This is a genomic window from Porticoccus sp. W117 (genome assembly GCF_030341905.1).
GTDB lineage: Bacteria > Pseudomonadota > Gammaproteobacteria > Pseudomonadales > Porticoccaceae > SCSIO-12696.
In genome coordinates this window covers 73,999-90,801 of sequence record NZ_JATAAF010000010.1, presented here as the reverse complement: position 1 = coordinate 90,801, position 16,803 = coordinate 73,999, and the positions used below count along the sequence as shown (strand labels likewise).

At 54.4% G+C, this 16,803-nt stretch carries 18 protein-coding genes and 2 tRNA genes; all 20 read left to right on the top strand.

Annotated elements, in window-relative coordinates; translation table 11 throughout:
• The first annotated feature begins 22 nt into the window (after positions 1-22).
• The 20 genes from QSV34_RS09200 (at position 23) to QSV34_RS09105 (ending at position 16,679) form a co-directional block, all read left to right on the top strand.
• A complete protein-coding gene (locus tag QSV34_RS09200) occupies positions 23-1,843 on the top strand; it encodes a tetratricopeptide repeat protein (protein WP_289153998.1) in 1,821 nt (606 codons plus the stop codon).
• Positions 1,843-2,439 carry a lipoprotein insertase outer membrane protein LolB gene (gene lolB, locus QSV34_RS09195; protein WP_289153997.1) on the top strand — a complete coding sequence of 199 codons (597 nt, stop codon included), beginning with the start codon at positions 1,843-1,845 and terminating at the stop codon, positions 2,437-2,439. Before QSV34_RS09200 ends, lolB begins: the two co-directional genes overlap by 1 nt.
• 234 nt (positions 2,440-2,673) lie before the next feature.
• Entirely contained in the window at positions 2,674-3,519 is an 846-nt protein-coding gene (ispE, locus tag QSV34_RS09190; protein ID WP_502929004.1) for a 4-(cytidine 5'-diphospho)-2-C-methyl-D-erythritol kinase, read from the top strand.
• 14 nt (positions 3,520-3,533) lie between these two features.
• Positions 3,534-3,609: transfer RNA gene (locus tag QSV34_RS09185), tRNA-Gln, on the top strand.
• Positions 3,610-3,695: 86 nt separating this feature from the next.
• Positions 3,696-4,625: a ribose-phosphate pyrophosphokinase gene (locus QSV34_RS09180; protein ID WP_289154031.1), complete on the top strand. Its 930-nt coding sequence runs from the start codon at positions 3,696-3,698 to the stop codon at positions 4,623-4,625.
• Between the two features lie 114 nt (positions 4,626-4,739).
• Positions 4,740-5,426 carry a 50S ribosomal protein L25/general stress protein Ctc gene (locus tag QSV34_RS09175; RefSeq protein ID WP_289153993.1) on the top strand — a complete coding sequence of 229 codons (687 nt, stop codon included), beginning with the start codon at positions 4,740-4,742 and terminating at the stop codon, positions 5,424-5,426.
• A gap of 32 nt (positions 5,427-5,458) precedes the next feature.
• Positions 5,459-6,040 carry an aminoacyl-tRNA hydrolase gene (gene pth / locus QSV34_RS09170; protein WP_289153991.1) on the top strand — a complete coding sequence of 194 codons (582 nt, stop codon included), beginning with the start codon at positions 5,459-5,461 and terminating at the stop codon, positions 6,038-6,040.
• Between the two features lie 203 nt (positions 6,041-6,243).
• Entirely contained in the window at positions 6,244-7,335 is a 1,092-nt protein-coding gene (gene ychF, locus QSV34_RS09165; RefSeq protein ID WP_289153989.1) for a redox-regulated ATPase YchF, read from the top strand.
• A gap of 86 nt (positions 7,336-7,421) precedes the next feature.
• On the top strand, positions 7,422-7,850 hold the full coding sequence (locus tag QSV34_RS09160) for a YqaA family protein (RefSeq protein ID WP_289153988.1): 429 nt from the start codon (positions 7,422-7,424) through the stop codon (positions 7,848-7,850).
• 73 nt (positions 7,851-7,923) lie between these two features.
• Positions 7,924-8,832, top strand: a complete 909-nt coding sequence (locus QSV34_RS09155; protein WP_289153986.1) for a DMT family transporter — start codon at positions 7,924-7,926, stop codon at positions 8,830-8,832.
• An 84-nt stretch (positions 8,833-8,916) separates the two neighbouring features.
• Positions 8,917-8,993 (top strand) — tRNA-Met (locus tag QSV34_RS09150).
• A 175-nt stretch (positions 8,994-9,168) separates the two neighbouring features.
• Entirely contained in the window at positions 9,169-9,645 is a 477-nt protein-coding gene (locus QSV34_RS09145; RefSeq protein ID WP_289153984.1) for a Na+/H+ antiporter subunit E, read from the top strand.
• Positions 9,642-9,908 (top strand): MrpF/PhaF family protein, encoded by a 267-nt coding sequence (locus tag QSV34_RS09140; RefSeq protein WP_289153982.1) that lies wholly within the window; start codon positions 9,642-9,644, stop codon positions 9,906-9,908. Before QSV34_RS09145 ends, QSV34_RS09140 begins: the two co-directional genes overlap by 4 nt.
• A 36-nt stretch (positions 9,909-9,944) precedes the next feature.
• Positions 9,945-10,292, top strand: a complete 348-nt coding sequence (mnhG, locus tag QSV34_RS09135; protein ID WP_289153980.1) for a monovalent cation/H(+) antiporter subunit G — start codon at positions 9,945-9,947, stop codon at positions 10,290-10,292.
• Complete coding sequence (locus QSV34_RS09130) at positions 10,292-11,269, top strand: DUF4040 domain-containing protein (RefSeq protein ID WP_289153979.1); 978 nt, start codon at positions 10,292-10,294, stop codon at positions 11,267-11,269. The genes mnhG and QSV34_RS09130 overlap by 1 nt, the downstream gene beginning before the upstream one ends.
• Positions 11,266-11,622: a cation:proton antiporter subunit C gene (locus QSV34_RS09125; protein WP_289153977.1), complete on the top strand. Its 357-nt coding sequence runs from the start codon at positions 11,266-11,268 to the stop codon at positions 11,620-11,622. Before QSV34_RS09130 ends, QSV34_RS09125 begins: the two co-directional genes overlap by 4 nt.
• On the top strand, positions 11,622-13,145 hold the full coding sequence (locus tag QSV34_RS09120; protein ID WP_289153975.1) for a monovalent cation/H+ antiporter subunit D family protein: 1,524 nt from the start codon (positions 11,622-11,624) through the stop codon (positions 13,143-13,145). The genes QSV34_RS09125 and QSV34_RS09120 overlap by 1 nt, the downstream gene beginning before the upstream one ends.
• Positions 13,142-14,668, top strand: coding sequence for a monovalent cation/H+ antiporter subunit D family protein (locus QSV34_RS09115; RefSeq protein ID WP_289153973.1), 1,527 nt, complete (start codon positions 13,142-13,144; stop codon positions 14,666-14,668). The genes QSV34_RS09120 and QSV34_RS09115 overlap by 4 nt, the downstream gene beginning before the upstream one ends.
• Positions 14,669-14,974, top strand: a complete 306-nt coding sequence (locus QSV34_RS09110) for a hypothetical protein (protein WP_289153971.1) — start codon at positions 14,669-14,671, stop codon at positions 14,972-14,974.
• A complete protein-coding gene (locus QSV34_RS09105) occupies positions 14,967-16,679 on the top strand; it encodes a Na(+)/H(+) antiporter subunit D (RefSeq protein ID WP_289153969.1) in 1,713 nt (570 codons plus the stop codon). The genes QSV34_RS09110 and QSV34_RS09105 overlap by 8 nt, the downstream gene beginning before the upstream one ends.
• The last annotated feature ends 124 nt before the right edge of the window (positions 16,680-16,803 follow it).

The following is a 16,803-nucleotide window of genomic DNA, read 5'->3' as shown; positions in this document are numbered from 1 at the left end:
TAACTGCATATAAGGCTGCATTATGTCCTTACTTCACTGCCGACAAAGCAAGCGCCGCTCACCGCTGGCAACCACCATCGCAGCATTATTGCTGACCCTGACTGGCTGTACCACGCTGCAACAAAACGGCGGCGCACCGATAGTGGAAAGTGTTGAACAAACAGCGGTAGTCGCCGAGGCCGACAACAAACCCAAGCCTCCTCTGGAGCCCTTTAAACCGGAAACCCTGTTCGACCTGCTGGTCGCCGACTTTGCCGGAGCCAACCAACAATATGGCCTGCAACTCAATCGCTACCGCAAACAGGCATTTGCCACCCGTGACCCGGGGGTAGCTGCCACCGCCACCTGGTTGGCTGTGCAACTCAACGCCGCCCAACAAGCGCTGGAACTGGCGCAGTTATGGGCAGAAGTGGCACCACAGAATACCGACGCCAACCGTATCGCCGGCTATTACCTGGCCTACGGCGGGCAGCTCGCCAAGGCACTGCCACACGCCCTGCAAGCGCTGCGGGACGATGACAAAGAAGCCAGCTACGTCATTGCCCGCCAGCTGCAAGAAGCCACCCCCGAACAGCGTCAGCTGCTGCGCAACGCTTTGAAGACACTCACCGCTCCCGCTGGCCAGTACCACGATCTGACCAGCCATCCCCAGATCGCATTGCTGGACGCACGACTGCTATTGCTGGAACAGAATTACGACGCAACCATTGCCCGTGCCAGCACCGTACAACAGCCGGAAACCGAGCGAGACAGCGCCCTGCTCATTATCGCCAGCGCCATTTTTGAAAAAGACGGTCTGGATGCCAACCTGGCGTATCTGGAGCAAAGCGTCGCGCAATACCCGAACAGCAAGCGCCTGCGCCTGCAGCTGTCCAAACAGTGGGCAGACAAAGACGTGGACCGCAGCCGTGCCGAACTGGTGAGCCTGGTGGAGCAGTTTCCGGATGATCAGCGTTTGGTGAATGCCCTGGCCATGTTCAACATCACCAAAAAGCTGTACCAGGAAGCGCAGCCCCTGTTCGAACAGCTGCTGGACAGCGCCGAATACAAAGACAACGCCCACTACCAGCTGGGGCGTATCGACGAGCAGGCAGAGCGCCACGACGACGCCATTGCGCACTACCGCCAGGTGGCAGCAGGCAACCGCTACAGCAATGCCGTGAGTGCACAAATCCGCCTGCTGGCGGCCAATGATCGCGATGACGAACTGAACCAACTGGTGGAAGAATTGCTGGCGCTCAACCCCAAAGAATCTGCCGGCATCTATCAGGAAATTGCTTCCGTGCTGGCCAGCAACCAGTTCAACGACCGGGCACTGGCTCTGCTCAATAGCGCCCTGCAAAAGCACCCGGAGAATGGCGAGTTGTTGTACAGCCGTTCAATGCTGTACGAACAACAGGGGGACAGCCCCAGCTCTCACAAAGATTTACGGGCAATGATTGCCCTGCAACCAGACAGCGCCGACGCCCTCAACGCTCTGGGTTACTCCCTCAGCAACAGTGATGACCCGGCGGATTATCAGGAAGCCCACCAACTGGTGAGCAAGGCGCTAAAGCTGGACCCGGAAAACCCCGCCATTCTCGACAGCATGGGCTGGGCGCTGTTCCGCCTGCAACGGCTGGAAGAAGCTCTGCCCTACCTGCGCCGCGCTTTTGAGCTGTACCCGGACCCGGAGGTAGCTGCCCACTTGGGAGAGGTATTGTGGCAAATGGGCGAGCGTACCGAAGCACTGGACATCTGGGAAAAAAGCCTGGCGGATAACAAAGACAAACCCGGCGCCAAACATGTGGTGGAAACCATGGAACGCCTGGGCGCCACCCGAGTGAGCCAGAACCAACCCTGATGGCAGTCATTCGCCGCGCCTTTGTGACTGCCTTGCTGATCGGCCTCGCCGCTTGCAGCAATCTGCCTCCGCAAAACAAACAGCCGCTTCCCGACTGGCAGCTTCACCAGCAACAATTGCAAACCCTGCAACAATGGCACCTCAACGGCAAACTGGCGTTTCGTTCCCCGGCAGAATCCGGCAGCGCCTCCCTGCGCTGGCAACAACAGCAACAGCAATACCAAATGCGCCTGAGCGGCATCTTCGGCATTGGCACTACCTATATAGAAGGCAATGACCAACAGGTGACATTGCGCCAAGGGGACGAACAACTGGTCGCCGCCAACAGCCAGCAACTGACCGGCGACCTGCTTGGCGTGCCACTTTCTGTAGAAGACCTCACCTACTGGGCGCGAGGCATTCCCACCCCCAGCGGCACCATCACCGCCCAGAGCCACGACCCCCAAGGGCTGTTGAGCCAACTGGAACAAGATGGCTGGCAACTGGCCTTTAGCCGCTACCGACAATCCGGCCAGTGGCTGCTGCCGGGGAAGATTGATGGCCAAAAAGGCGAGTTGAGCTTTAAGTTGGTGATTAAGCGTTGGGAGTTTGAGTAACCGTTGCGGGTTTCGCGTTACGTGTTGCGGGCAGATCGAACGCTACGCTCCAATCACCTCGTCATTGCGAGGAGCGTAGCGACGCGGCAATCTCCTGACATTGGGCGCTCTGTAGATGAAGATCGCCGCAGTCGCTACGCTCCTTCGCGATGACGATATGCCCGTAGCCCGCCGCCCGCAGCTTTGCTATGGTTCGCAACCCGCAACCCGCAACCCGCAACCCGCAACCCGCAGCTGATGACCTTTACCCTCCCCGCCCCCGCCAAACTCAACCTGTTCCTGCATATCACCGGGCGGCGGGAGGATGGCTATCACAACCTGCAAACCCTGTTTCAGATTCTCGATTACGGCGATGAGCTGGGATTTGCCATTCGCGATGACGGCGACATTCACATTCACCCCGCTATTGATGGGGTGCCACCACAATACAACCTGATATACAAAGCCGCGCGCCTTTTGCAGCAATACACCGGTTGCGCCCAAGGCGTGGATTTCCAGCTGACCAAACGCCTGCCTATGGGTGGCGGCCTGGGGGGCGGCAGCTCCAATGCGGCCACCGCACTGGTGGGCCTCAACCGCTTGTGGAAATTGAATCTCAATATCGATCAGCTGGCGGAACTGGGGTTGCAACTGGGCGCCGACGTACCGGTTTTTGTCCGTGGCCACACCGCCTGGGGAGAAGGCATTGGCGAGCAGCTAACTCCTGTTGAAACCGCTGACGATTGGTTCCTGGTGATTCACCCCAACTGTCATGTGGAAACAGCCAAAATTTTTTCTCATCAAGCATTGACAAGGGACACCCCAATCCTGAAAATACGCGCCTCTTTCGAGCAGGGCTGGCAAAATGACTGTCAGCAAGTGGTGGAATTGCTCCATCCCGAGGTGCGAAATGCACGGGAATGGCTGCGAAAATACGACGAAAATGCTCGAATGACTGGAACCGGTGCCTGCGTTTTTGCCCGCTTCACATCCCGATCTGCCGCTTTGGCAGCGCTGGATGAAAGGCCAGAAAACACGCAGGGGTTCGTAGCCAGAGGTGTTAATCAGTCACCGCTCTACGATAACCGTTCCTACCCATAGCGAAAGCTATCTGCAGGGGTATCGCCAAGTGGCTAAGGCAACGGGTTTTGATCCCGTCATTCGGAGGTTCGAGTCCTCCTACCCCTGCCATTTTCTTCCCGTAAAAATCCCGTAAAGCTGGGCGCGGGGTTGCAACCTGGGTACTACCTATCAAGGATCTTACTGTGGCCAACTTGATGGTTTTCTCCGGAAACGCCAATCCGGAGCTGACGGCGGAAGTCGCCTCTATCCTCGGCGTGCCCGTGGGTAATGCAACGGTATCGCAGTTTTCCGACGGCGAAATCAACATCGAAATCTGCGAGAACGTTCGCGGCAAAGAGGTGTTTATCGTCCAGTCCACCTGCAAGCCCACCAACAAAAATTTGATGGAGCTGGTACTGATGGCGGACGCTCTGCGCCGCGCCTCCGCCTCCATCGTCACCGCAGTGATTCCCTACTTCGGTTACGCCCGTCAGGATCGCCGGGTGCGCTCCATTCGCGTACCTATAAGCGCGAAGGTAGTGGCGGATATGATCGCCAATGTGGGCGTTGAGCGCGTGGTGACCGTAGACCTGCACGCGGAGCAGATTCAGGGCTTCTTTAACTGCACCGTGGACAACGTATTCGGCACCCCGATACTGCTGGAAGACATCCGCAATCAGCGCTACGAAGACCTGATTGTGGTTTCCCCGGATATCGGTGGCGTAGTACGGGCGCGGGCCACTGCGAAGCTGCTGGGCTGCGACCTGGCCATTATCGACAAGCGTCGCCCCAAGGCCAATGTGGCTGAAGTGATGAACATCATCGGTGAAGTGGAAGGCCGCACCTGCCTGCTGGTAGACGATATGGTGGATACCGCCGGCACCTTGTGCGGTGCTGCCGACGCCCTCAAGCAAAACGGCGCCAATAAAGTAGTGGCTTACTCCACCCACGCCGTGCTGTCGGGCAAAGCCCTGGATAATATTGCCAATTCACAAATGGACGAACTGGTGGTAACCAACAGCATCCCACTGCGTGAAGAAGCCAAGGCCCTGGGCAAAATTCGCCAGCTATCACTGGCGCCGATGCTGGCGGAAACCATTCGCCGCATCAACAACGAAGAATCCATCAGCGCGATGTTTGAATAAGCCATACAAACATCCGCTGTTTTCACGATCTCCGCCAAGAAAGCGGAGATTTTTTTAATCCCCGCCGCAATCGGTCGCAGAGAACGGTGGGCAAAATGATAGGAGACTCAGACCATGTCTGACGATTTTACCCTTAGCGTTAAGGTCCGCCAGGACGTTGGGAAAGGTGCGAGCCGCCGCCAACGCCGTCTGGCTGGCGAAATTCCAGGTATTGTTTACGGTGGTGTTCGTGAGCCGGTGATGATCAGCATCCCTCACAAAGACATTGCCAAAGCCCTGGAGAACGAAGCCTTCTACTCCCACGTTATCACTCTGGACATTGACGGCACCGAGCAACCTGCCATCCTCAAGGATCTGCAGCGTCACCCGGCCAAAGCTCTGGTTTTGCACGCCGACTTCCTGCGAGTGAACCCCAAGCGTGCCCTGACTGTGAACGTACCGCTGCACTTCGTTAACGAAGACAGCTGTATTGGCGTTAAGCAGGAAGGTGGTGTGATTGCTCACACCATGACCGAGCTGGAAATCACCTGTCTGCCCGCCGACCTGCCGGAGTACCTGGAAGTGGATATGGCAGAGGTTACCCTGGGCCAGAGCCTGCACATCTCCGACATCAAGCTGCCGGAAGGTGTTGAGTCTGTTGCCCTTTCTCACGGCGAAGACCACGACCTGCCGATCGCTGCTGTTAACAAGCCGAAAGCCGCCGCTGAAGAAGAGGCTGACGAAGACGTTGATGCAGCAGATGTACCGACTGTTGGTGACGAAGCTACTGACGACGGTGAAGAGGCTGCCAGCGAGGAGTAATTACTCGCCGGCTTTGCCAAGAGGCCCCGACATTGGACGCACCGGTTGAATTAATTGTCGGTCTGGGAAACCCCGGACCAAAATACGACCGGACCCGTCACAATGCCGGGGCCGATTTCGTTGTGGAACTGGCACGCCAGTGCGGCGCCACATTGAAGCCAGAAAGCAAATTCTTTGGCGACACCACCCGCGTTCGTATTGATAACCGGGACGTGCGCCTGCTGATTCCCACTACCTTTATGAACCGCAGCGGCCAGGCCATTGGCGCCATGGCACGGTTCTACCAGATTGCCCCGGAGGCCATTCTGGTGGCACACGACGAACTGGATTTGCCCCCGGGCACGGCACGCTTTAAAAAAGGCGGCGGCCACGGCGGTCACAACGGTTTGCGCGATACCATCAGCGCCTTGGGCAATAACAAGGAATTTGCCCGCCTGCGCATCGGCATCGGCCACCCCGGCAATGCAAAAGACGTGATTAACTACGTACTCTGCAAAGCCAGCAAAAGCGATCAGCAACACATAGACGACAGCATCGACAACGCCCTGCGATCCCTACCCCTGGCAGTGGACGGCAAGTGGGAATTGGCGATGACGGAGCTTCATTCGAAGTAAAGTAGGTGCTGCAAGTTCAGCGCTTCAATAAAACGGTCGCACGTCGCACGTCTGACGTCGCACGCTAAAGGCGGCCATGCGCAAGATTCCATTACTGCGCACAACCTAAATCAGGATACAAGTGGCACAGGCCGCCAGTACCTGCCGAACCGATTTTAGCGTCAGACGTGCGACGTCAGACGTGCGACCAGAGGCTTTTTAAAATGGGCTTTAACTGCGGCATTGTCGGCCTGCCTAATGTGGGCAAATCCACCCTGTTTAACGCACTGACCAAAGCGGGCATCGACGCTGAGAACTTCCCGTTCTGCACCATCGAGCCCAATACCGGTGTGGTGATGGTGCCCGACTCACGCCAGGACAAACTGGCGGAGATCGTCCAGCCGGAAAAAGTGATCCCAACCACCATGGAGTTTGTGGACATCGCCGGTTTGGTAGCGGGCGCCTCGAAGGGCGAAGGACTGGGCAATAAATTCCTGGCTAACATCCGCGAAACCGATGCTATTGCTCATGTCGTGCGTTGCTTTGAAGACGATAACGTAGTGCACGTAGAGGGCCAGATCGATCCGCTGGCGGATGTGGAAGTGATCAACACAGAGCTGGCACTGGCAGACCTGGACACCGTGGAGCGGGCATTGCAACGCTACACCCGCGCCGCCAAGGGCCAGGATAAACACGCCATCGTCATGAAAGCGCTGCTGGAAAAAATCCAGCCCCATTTGGACGAAGCCAGGCCGCTGCGCTCGTTTGGCCTCAGCGACGACGAACTGGACAAGCTCAAAGAGCTGACCCTGCTCACCGTCAAACCCACCATGTACATCGCCAACGTGGACGAAGACGGCTTTGACGACAACCCACTGCTGGATAAAGTCAACGCCATCGCCGCCGACGAAAACGCCGTGGTAGTGGCCATCTGTAACAAGCTGGAAGCGGAAATCGCCGAGCTGGACGACGACGAAAAAACCGAATTCCTGCAAGACCTGGGCATGGAAGAACCGGGTCTGAACCGGGTGATCCGCGCCGGCTACGAGCTGCTGGGTCTACACACCTACTTTACTGCCGGGCCAAAAGAAGTGCGCGCCTGGACAGTACCCGTAGGCGCTACCGCCCCACAGGCCGCCGGCAAAATCCACACAGACTTTGAAAAAGGCTTTATCCGCGCCGAAGTGGTGGCCTACGACGACTTTGTGGCGAACAACGGCGAAGCCGGTGCCAAGGAAGCGGGCAAATGGCGCCTGGAAGGCAAGGACTACATTGTCAACGACGGCGATGTGGTGCATTTTAGATTCAACGTGTAACCACGTTGAATGAGAGATGAAAGACGTGAGATGAGAGATGTAGAATCCTCACCCCGTCTCTCATCTCTCACCTCCCATCTCACGTAATGCCCTACCTCTCCCTCTTCACCTCCGCCTTTCTCGCCGCCACCCTGCTGCCACTGGGCTCGGAAGTTTTACTGGGCGCGCTGGTTATTGAAGGTTACTCGCCCCTGTGGCTATGGATCACTGCCACAACCGGCAACACCTTGGGCGCCGTGGTGAACTGGTATTTGGGGCTGAAACTGCTGCACTTTCAGGATCGCCGCTGGTTTCCCTTCAAACCTGACAAACTGCGACGGGCCCAGGCCGGCTTTCAGAAATACGGTACCGCATCGCTGCTGTTTGCCTGGCTGCCAATAGTGGGCGATCCGCTCACCTTTGTGGCGGGGCTGATGAAAACCCGGTTGCTGCCTTTTGTGATTCTGGTGGGCCTGGGCAAAGGCGCACGCTATGGCGTAGTGCTGGCTGTTGCGCTGAATTTACACACCAGTTAACACAAACCCGCAGCTTATTGATAAAGCTGCCGTAAAATAGCCCGGTTACACGGAGCTACTCTCTGGAACCCCAATGCCCCACACCAACAACTGGAAACTCGGTCTGCCACTGACCCTGGGCGCCGCCCTGATGTGGGCGATTCTGCCCATTATGCTCAAAGGCGTATTGAGCGATATGTCACCGGCCAGCTCGGCGTTTTACCGCTTCCTGATGGCGGGCATTATGTTGTTGGCGATTCTCAGCTTCCGCAAAAAAGACAACAACCTGAAAAAACTGGCGCAGCCCAAGCTGTTACTGGCCACCCTGTTTGCCGGATTGATGCTGGCGGGCAACTATCTGTTCTTTGCCTGGGGGGTTAACTACATCACTCCCAGCGCCTCGCAAGTACTGATTCAGCTGGCACCGATCATGTTATTGCTGGGCAGCATCCTGCTCTACAAAGAGCCCTTTTCAGCGCGCCAATGGCTGGGTTGTGGCATTTTTATCGCCGGCCTGCTGCTGTTTTTTCATCATCGCCTGGAGTCGTTATTCAACAACCCCGGTGAGTACGGTTTGGGGATACTGCTGATCGTCATCGCTGCGCTGGTATGGGCTATTTACGCGCTGGTACAAAAGCGCATTCTTAAACAGATCGACGCCCAGCAGCTCAATTTGGCAGTATTCTTTATCGGTGCAATCAGCCTGCTGCCATTCTCCTTTCCACTGGTTCCCGAATTGAGCGGCGGGCAATGGCTGCTGCTGGTTCTGTGCGGCGCCAACACCCTGGTGGCCTACGGTTGCTTTACCGCCGCCCTGCACCACTGGCAGGCCACAAAAGTCAGCGCCACACTCACTACCGTACCTATCTGGACGCTGTTTATTATTCCCCTGTGCCTGCAAATCTGGCCGGGATTGTTCACCCCGGAACAGCTCGGAATACTCAATTATGCCGGCGCTGGACTGGTGGTCGCAGGGTCGCTAACAGTGGTGGTTTCCAGGTAAAAAGGCGGCCAAAGCGGCGCTTGACAAAACAGGGTAAAGCATAGAGAATGCGCGCCCTTGCCGATGGGCAGGAACACAATTTGTGGCTACGTAGCTCAGCTGGTTAGAGCACAGCATTCATAATGCTGGGGTCGCTGGTTCAAGTCCAGCCGTAGCTACCATATATATCAAAGGCTTATACGTTTTTCGGCGTATAGGCCTTTTTTGATTCTGCAATTTCAGAACCAGTAACGACTTACCCTAAAGACGGTTCACCCTAAAGTACCCATTCCAGTCCAGATAGCTTATTATTGGTCAAAAAAACGACAACTAAAATAACTGGGTAGGGCGGTATCTATGCGTATCGGCAAGTGGGCTGTTTTACTGGCTGTCTTCTGGTTACTTCTTTCAGGCTACATTCAACCATTATTACTCAGCTTTGGCGCCGCCTCTGTCGCCATCGTCCTTTTCGTTCTACATCGCATGGATGCCATTGATGAAGAACCGGAAGACGTTGGTAACGGCCCGCAGATTGTTCGATACATCGTCTGGCTGCTGGGCCAGATCATGCAATCCAGCACTCACGTCACCAAATTGGTATGGGGCTCATCAAGCCAGGTTTCACCTTGTCTGGCGAAAATATCAGCGCAGGATGTGCCACCGGAAAATCGAGTGCTTTACGCCAATTCCATCACCCTCACCCCCGGCACACTGAGTGTCGACCTGGAAGACGACGAAATCACCGTCCATGCCCTGCAAAAGGCATCCATTGAAGAACTTGAGCAAGGTGGCATGGAAAGAAAAATCACCGGCATCTGGGGTAAAAACACATGACCGAAGTTCTGGCAGCAGCCTGCATTGCTATTTTGGTGGTTATGGCAATCGCCTTGGCCAGAGCCTTTAAAGCACCCACGGTTTACGACCGTATTCTTGGCGTCAATATGTTTGGCACCAAGACCGTATTGTTTATTGCGGCGGTTGGCTTTTTGATGGGGCGGCCAGATTTTCTGGATATCGCTATTGTTTATGCACTTATCAACTTTATTGGGATGGTTGCGGTACTTCGTTTCTTCGAATATACCGCGCCAGCCGAATAACAACCTATTTAACAATTTACACAACAATGGTAACCCATGTTTATCCTGGACATTGTCAGTAGCATACTGCTTATTGCAGGGGTATTTTTTGGCTTCAGTGGCGCGGTCGGGCTGTTTAAATTCCCCGACTTTTTCACTCGTGTACACGCTGCCAGTGTCACCGATTCCATCGCCGCTATTTTGGTCATCAGCGGTTTACTGCTGCAAACGTCATTCGACCTGAACACAGCCAAACTTGTGTTTATTTTGCTGTTTCTAATGATTACCAGCCCTACTGCCTCACACGCCCTGGCAAAATCTGCTCGCCACGGCGGGCTGCTGACATTGGCAGAAGCCAAGACGGAAAATAAAGGGGCAGACGATAAACAGGAGCAAGCGCACTAATGGCTGAGTTGATTGATTTGGTGCTGCTGGCAATGCTTGCACTCACCGCATTGCGGATCATCTTTTTGAAGGATTTATTTGCGGTGGTGATGTTGTTCGGCATCTACAGCTTTTTATCTGCGCTTATCTTTATAAACCTGGACGCGGTTGATGTCGCCTTCACCGAAGCATCAGTGGGTGCAGGTATCTCCACTGTTCTGATGCTCGGAACACTGGCATTAACCGGTCGAAAAGAGAAAAAGAATTCACACTCTTCTCTGCTTCCCTTATTAGTTGTCACGGTCACGGGAGCGGCGTTGATTTACGGCACACTGGATATGCCTCCGTTTGGCGACCCGGACAATCCGGTACACCAGCATGTTGCCCCCAGATACATAGAAGAATCCCCCCAAGAAATTGGCCTGCCCAATATGGTCACCTCGGTGCTGGCCAGCTATCGTGCCTTCGATACCCTGGGCGAAGTGGTAGTGGTATTCGCTGCGGCCATCGGCGTTCTCGCCTTGCTCGGCATCCGGCGCAAAAAAGACAGTGACCTGGAGTCTGGTCTAAAAGAGCATAAAGTGCTCCACGTTATTGCCAAAATCGTGATTCCCCATGTGATTCTTTTTGCGTTGTATGTGCAGTTCCATGGCGACTTCGGGCCTGGAGGAGGCTTCCAGGCCGGGGTGATCGCGGCAGCGGCCTTTATTTTGTATGCCCTGGTATTCGGGCTGCCCAATACCCTGGCGGTGGCGAGCCCCAAATTTTTGCAATGGATGGCGTCTTTTGGCGTGTTGCTCTACGCCGGGGTTGGCCTGGTCAGCATGATTAAAGGTGGCCAATTCCTTGATTACAACAAACTCGCCGCCGACCCAATAGCCGGTCAACACTATGGCATCATCATTATTGAGCTGGGTGTTGGCATTACGGTGTTTGCGGTCATGTTGAGTATTTTCTATGCCTTTAGCAGCCAGGCAGAGAGGTCAAACGTCCAGTGAATTTTATTCTCGATTACTACAACTACTGGGTCGTCGTATTTTTGATGATGGCCGGATTTTATATTGTTATTTCCGCTAACAACCTGGTTAAGAAGATTGTCGGCCTGAACGTTTTTCAAACCTCTGTGTTCATGCTTTATATCTCTATGGGTAAAGTCAGCGGAGGTACCGCGCCTATTCTGGTCGAAGGCGTTACCCAGTATTCCAACCCGCTCCCTCACGTACTGATTCTGACAGCCATTGTTGTTGGCGTTGCCGTCACAGCGGTTGGCCTTTCACTGATTGTGCGCATCAAAAGAGCCTATGGCACGGTTGAAGAAAATGAATTTGAACATAAGGATGATGCTATCTAATGTTTGAGCAACACTTGGCAGCACTTCCTGTTCTTCTGCCGTTAATCGCAGCACCCATCACCCTGATTTTGGGTCGCTCACTGCTCTCCTGGGGTTTCGCTACCCTGGTTAGTGGATGCGCTTTTGTGGTGTCTATTCAACTGTTAGCCGCGGCATTGTCCGATGGCGTGCTGAGCTACGCGTTGGGGGGCTGGCCACCGCCCTGGGGCATCGAATTGCGTGTTGACGCAGTGAATGCCTTCGTCTTGCTCGCAGTGTCTGCTATTTCAACTCTGGTGCTGATTTATTCCAAAGACAGCATTGAAAAAGAAGTCGAAAAATCAAAGCATTCACTGTTTTACACCGCCCACCTGCTCTGCCTGGCTGGCCTTTCCGGCATTTTGATCACAGGTGACGCGTTTAACCTGTTCGTGTTCCTGGAGGTGTCATCTCTGGCCACTTACACCTTGGTCAGTCTGGCATCGGATCGGCGCTGTTTAACAGCCGCGTTCCGCTATCTGGTGATGGGTACCATTGGTGCGACCTTTATTCTGATTGGTGTGGGCCTGCTGTACATGAAGACCGGCACCCTCAATATGCTGGACCTCGCCAGCCGAATCGAGCTATACGACAGCAACCGCACCATCAACACCGGCCTGGCATTTATCGTCGTCGGCATTGGCATCAAGATGGCTCTGTTCCCGCTGCACATGTGGCTGCCTCCCGCCTATACACACGCGCCGTCTGCGGTCACCGCCTTTCTGTCAAGTACCGCAACCAAGGTTGCCGTGTATGTGATGATTCGCTTTATCTTCACTATTTTTGGCATTGACCACGTCTTTGAAAAAATGGGCATGGACATTATTTTGATGGCCCTGGCGGTTGTGGCCATCTTCAAATGCTCTTACATGGCAACCGTGCAAAGCAACGTTAAAACCGTATTTGCCTACAGCAGTGTGGCACAAGTTGGCTATATGATTCTGGGCCTGAGCCTGGTGAGCGTGACCGGTTTAATGGCCGGCGTACTTCATGTCTTCAACCACGCCCTTATGAAAGGGGCACTGTTTATGGCAGTGGGTGCAGTCTTTTACCGGGTCGGCTCAGTAGACATTAAAGCCTTTAATGGGCTGGGTCGGCAGATGCCTCTGACCATGGCGGCATTCACCATCGCGGGCTTGAGTATTATTGGCGTACCACTCACTGTGGGTTTCGTCAGTAAGTGGTACCTGGTTACCGGGGCGCTGGAACAAGACAACTGGGTCGTTGCGGCACTTGTGCTGGCAGCCTCCTTACTCGCGGTTGTCTACATTGGGCGCATACTGGAGGCAGCCTATTTCAAAAAGCTGCCCGATAATGTCGATCCAAACACCGTTAAAGAAGCACCCCCGCTGATGCTGGCTCCCATGTGGGTGCTGGTGCTGGCGAATATTTATTTTGGCATTGATACCAGCTTGACCACCGAGGCTGCCAGCAGTGCAGCAGAATGGCTGTTCCCGAGCGGCGATACCCATAGTGTAAGTAATGTGCAGGAGATGTCGAAATGAATCTCTGGCAGGGCGTTGAGCCTTCTCAATTAATTGCACTTTCTATCATTGTGCCCTTTGTTGGGTCCTTACTGGTGGTGGCCACCGGTAAAACCCCCAATCTGAGAGAAGCGGTTACGCTAACGACCGCAGTTATTTTGTTCAGTATTGTGTTGGCGATCACCGATTACTCGATGCAAGGGCCTACTTTACAAGGTTCAGCACTTTCACTGGATGTGATCGAGATTTTCCCAGGCCTGGGTTTGAACTTTGATGTAGAGCCGCTCGGCGTGCTGTTTGCCCTGGTGGCCAGCTTCCTCTGGATTATTACCAGCATCTACGCCATTGGTTACATGCGTGGTCACCAGGAAAAAAACCAGACCCGTTTTTTCTGCTGTTTCGCACTGGCCATCAGTTCGGTCATGGCCATTTGCTTCTCCGGCAACCTGCTGACCCTGTTTGTGTTTTATGAGGTGCTGACTCTATCTACCTATCCGCTGGTCACCCATGCCGGTACCGACGCGGCCAAACAAGGGGGCCGAACCTATCTGGGTATTCTGCTCAGTACCTCTATCGCCTTCCTGCTGTTCGCGGTGCTAGGCACCTATGTCGTGACTGGCACCCTCGATTTTCGCCCCGGCGGTATTTTTGACGATTCCCATAGCAAAACGGTGCTTGCGGTGTTGTTGGTGCTGTTCTGCTATGGCATCGGCAAGGCCGCCATTATGCCGTTCCACCGTTGGTTGCCCGCTGCCATGGTGGCACCGACACCGGTCAGTGCTCTGTTGCACGCGGTAGCCGTAGTAAAAGCCGGTGTGTTCAGTATTCTGAAAGTGGTGATTTATATCTTTGGCATCGATGGCCTGACGGACCTCGTCACCACAGACATCATGCTCTACATTGCCACCGCAACGGTTCTGCTGTCGTCGTGCATTGCCATGACCAAAGACAACCTGAAAGCGCGGCTGGCCTATTCCACAGTCAGCCAGTTGAGCTATATCGTGGTCGGCGCCCTGCTCGCTTCTTCCGTGGCCGCAGCCGGTGCCGCGCTGCATATTGCCACTCACGCTGTGGGCAAAATTACCCTGTTTTTCTGCGCTGGCGCGATCATGGTGGCCAGCCACAAAAAGAACATCAGCGATATGGTGGGCCTTGGCCGGCAAATGCCACTGACCATGACAGCCTTTACCATCGGTGCCATTAGCATTATTGGCCTGCCACCCATGGTGGGCACCTGGAGCAAATGGTATCTGACCATTGGCGCTCTGGAAGCAGACAAACTGATCGTAGTTGCCGCGTTGATGATCAGCTCCCTGCTCAATATTGCTTACTTGTTGCCGATTCCAATCAAGGCGTTTTTCAACACTCAGAGTGAAGGCGCAGCAGCCTGGTCTTGGTCCGAGACCAAAGAAGCGCCACTGCCTATGCTGATTGCACTGGGAGTGACCTCTTTCGGATGCCTGGCCCTGTTCTTCTATCCTCAACCCCTGATCGATCTCATTAATTTGATTCCGGGCGTTTCAACCAGCATGGGAGAAAGATAAATGTCTGACCATCACGACTCCGATGGCTGGTTCGACAAGCCAGAAAACGTTCGCAAAATGCTCAGAGTGTTTTATGTACTGTGCGCGTTATTGGTGATCGCCGATTTTGTTGTGAACCGATACGTTTACCACAGCTGGGAAAATGTTCCGGCCTTTTACGCCATTTACGGTTTTGTGGGCTGTTCCATTTTGGTGTTTGTGGCAACCTGGATGCGATCGTTTTTAATGCGTGGGGAAGATTACTACGAGGTAAATGGTTACGACGAGGTAGATAGTTACGACAAGGTGGATAGCCGCGATGAATAGTGTTATCCCTTTTCTGCCATTAATGCTGGCGGCCCTGGCGGCGCTTTTCCTGCGCGGTTGGGCACGCAACATTATTATGCTGGCCGCTCCGATTATTGGCGGCCTCAATTTGCTGGGTCTGGAGCACGGTGTGTTCTGGTCCATGGAATTTATGGGCTACGCCCTGGAGCCGGTTAAGGTCGACAAGCTCAGTCTGATGTTCGGCTACCTGTTCCACATCGCCGCCTTGATTGCGGTGATTTATGCGCTGCATGTGAAAGACACCACGCAACACGTGGCCGGGCTGTCCTACGCGGCCAGTGCGGTGGGTGCGGTATTTGCCGGGGATTTACTGACACTGTTCGTGTTCTGGGAACTGCTGGCGCTGACGTCGGTGTTTCTGATTTGGGCACGAAGAACCGATCGCGCCTACTCGTCCGGTGTTCGTTACCTGATTTTTCAGGTGCTGTCCGGTGTGTTATTGCTTGCGGGGCTGCTGATTTTTGCGCAAGTAAACAACAGCTTGCTGTTTACCGACATTGGTTTGCAGCATGAAGGCATCGCACAAGTTGGCGCCTGGTTGATCTTCCTGGCGTTCGGCATCAAGAGTGCATTCCCGTTTGTGCACAACTGGCTCACCGATGCCTACCCGGAAGCCACACCCAGTGGCACGATTTTCCTCGCATCCTTTACCACCAAAGTTGCCGTGTATGCCTTTGCGCGTGCCTACGCCGGTGAAGAAATTCTGGTTTGGATTGGCGTCACTATGGCGTGCTTCCCGATCTTCTACGCGGTGATCGAAAACGACCTGCGCCGGGTGCTGGCCTACAGCCTGATTAACCAGATTGGCTTTATGATTGTCGGCATCGGCATTGGCACCTCCCTGGCCCTTAACGGCGCTGTGGCTCACGCTTTTAATGACGTGATCTTTAAAGGCCTGTTGATGATGACCATGGGTGCGGTGCTGTACAAAACCGGCAAAATCAATGGCTCGGAACTGGGCGGCCTGTACAAGAGCATGCCGAAAACCACCATACTCTGTATTGTCGGCGCTGCTTCTATATCCGCATTCCCTCTGTTCAGCGGCTTCGTGTCCAAGTCGATGATTATGTCGGCGGCGGTAAAAGAAGGGTACGACTATGTGTGGTTGCTTCTGTTGTTTGCCGCGGCGGGTGTGTTCCACCACGCGGGCATCAAGATTCCCTATTTTGCCTTCTTTGCCCACGATTCTGGCATCCGCACAACCGAAGCCCCCAAGAACATGCTGATCGCCATGACCCTGGCTGCAGTTGGCTGCGTGGTACTCGGCTCATTCCCGGCGCAAACGGTGTATGCCCTGTTGCCCTGGGAGCATAAATACCAGCCCTACGACGTCACTCACGTACTGACCCAACTACAGCTGCTGTTCTTCTCCGCGGCGGCGTTTGTGTGGTTAAACCTGTACAAGCTGTACCCACCAGAACTGCCGTCCACCAATCTGGATGCGGACTGGCTGTATCGCAAACTGGCCCCTGCTTTTATTAAGCGCATCGGCTGTAGCGTCTACGGTGTGTACGCAAGTATCGAAAAATCCATCACCGCATCGATCAAGCAAATCATTCAAAACTCTTACGATGCAGAAGAAGGCAAACCCAAAGGTTACTTTGCGCGGCTGTGGCCAACAGAAACCATGGTGGTGTGGGTCGCCGGCTTATTGGCAGCTTTTCTGGTGCTCTATTATATTTAGGAAAATATGAGGACGGAGTTTCTCCGACATATCTTTCCAAGGCTCATATCTGCTTCAGCGATGTGAGCCTTTTTTGTTGTTTTTATTAAAGATTCTGTTTACAGACATTTACGCTTCGTTTCAT

Excerpts from the sequence above, each read along its gene's own strand:
- QSV34_RS09115 (WP_289153973.1), top strand. The coding sequence starts at position 13,142 with ATGAATCTCTGGCAGGGCGTTGAGCCTTCTCAATTAATTGCACTTTCT.
- QSV34_RS09200 (WP_289153998.1), top strand. The coding sequence starts at position 23 with ATGTCCTTACTTCACTGCCGACAAAGCAAGCGCCGCTCACCGCTGGCA.
- mnhG (WP_289153980.1), top strand. The coding sequence starts at position 9,945 with ATGTTTATCCTGGACATTGTCAGTAGCATACTGCTTATTGCAGGGGTA.
- QSV34_RS09130 (WP_289153979.1), top strand. The coding sequence starts at position 10,292 with ATGGCTGAGTTGATTGATTTGGTGCTGCTGGCAATGCTTGCACTCACC.
- QSV34_RS09155 (WP_289153986.1), top strand. The coding sequence starts at position 7,924 with ATGCCCCACACCAACAACTGGAAACTCGGTCTGCCACTGACCCTGGGC.
- QSV34_RS09180 (WP_289154031.1), top strand. The coding sequence starts at position 3,696 with ATGGTTTTCTCCGGAAACGCCAATCCGGAGCTGACGGCGGAAGTCGCC.
- QSV34_RS09175 (WP_289153993.1), top strand. The coding sequence starts at position 4,740 with ATGTCTGACGATTTTACCCTTAGCGTTAAGGTCCGCCAGGACGTTGGG.
- QSV34_RS09140 (WP_289153982.1), top strand. The coding sequence starts at position 9,642 with ATGACCGAAGTTCTGGCAGCAGCCTGCATTGCTATTTTGGTGGTTATG.
- QSV34_RS09110 (WP_289153971.1), top strand. The coding sequence starts at position 14,669 with ATGTCTGACCATCACGACTCCGATGGCTGGTTCGACAAGCCAGAAAAC.
- ychF (WP_289153989.1), top strand. The coding sequence starts at position 6,244 with ATGGGCTTTAACTGCGGCATTGTCGGCCTGCCTAATGTGGGCAAATCC.
- QSV34_RS09120 (WP_289153975.1), top strand. The coding sequence starts at position 11,622 with ATGTTTGAGCAACACTTGGCAGCACTTCCTGTTCTTCTGCCGTTAATC.
- QSV34_RS09105 (WP_289153969.1), top strand. The coding sequence starts at position 14,967 with ATGAATAGTGTTATCCCTTTTCTGCCATTAATGCTGGCGGCCCTGGCG.
- lolB (WP_289153997.1), top strand. The coding sequence starts at position 1,843 with ATGGCAGTCATTCGCCGCGCCTTTGTGACTGCCTTGCTGATCGGCCTC.
- QSV34_RS09160 (WP_289153988.1), top strand. The coding sequence starts at position 7,422 with ATGCCCTACCTCTCCCTCTTCACCTCCGCCTTTCTCGCCGCCACCCTG.
- QSV34_RS09145 (WP_289153984.1), top strand. The coding sequence starts at position 9,169 with ATGCGTATCGGCAAGTGGGCTGTTTTACTGGCTGTCTTCTGGTTACTT.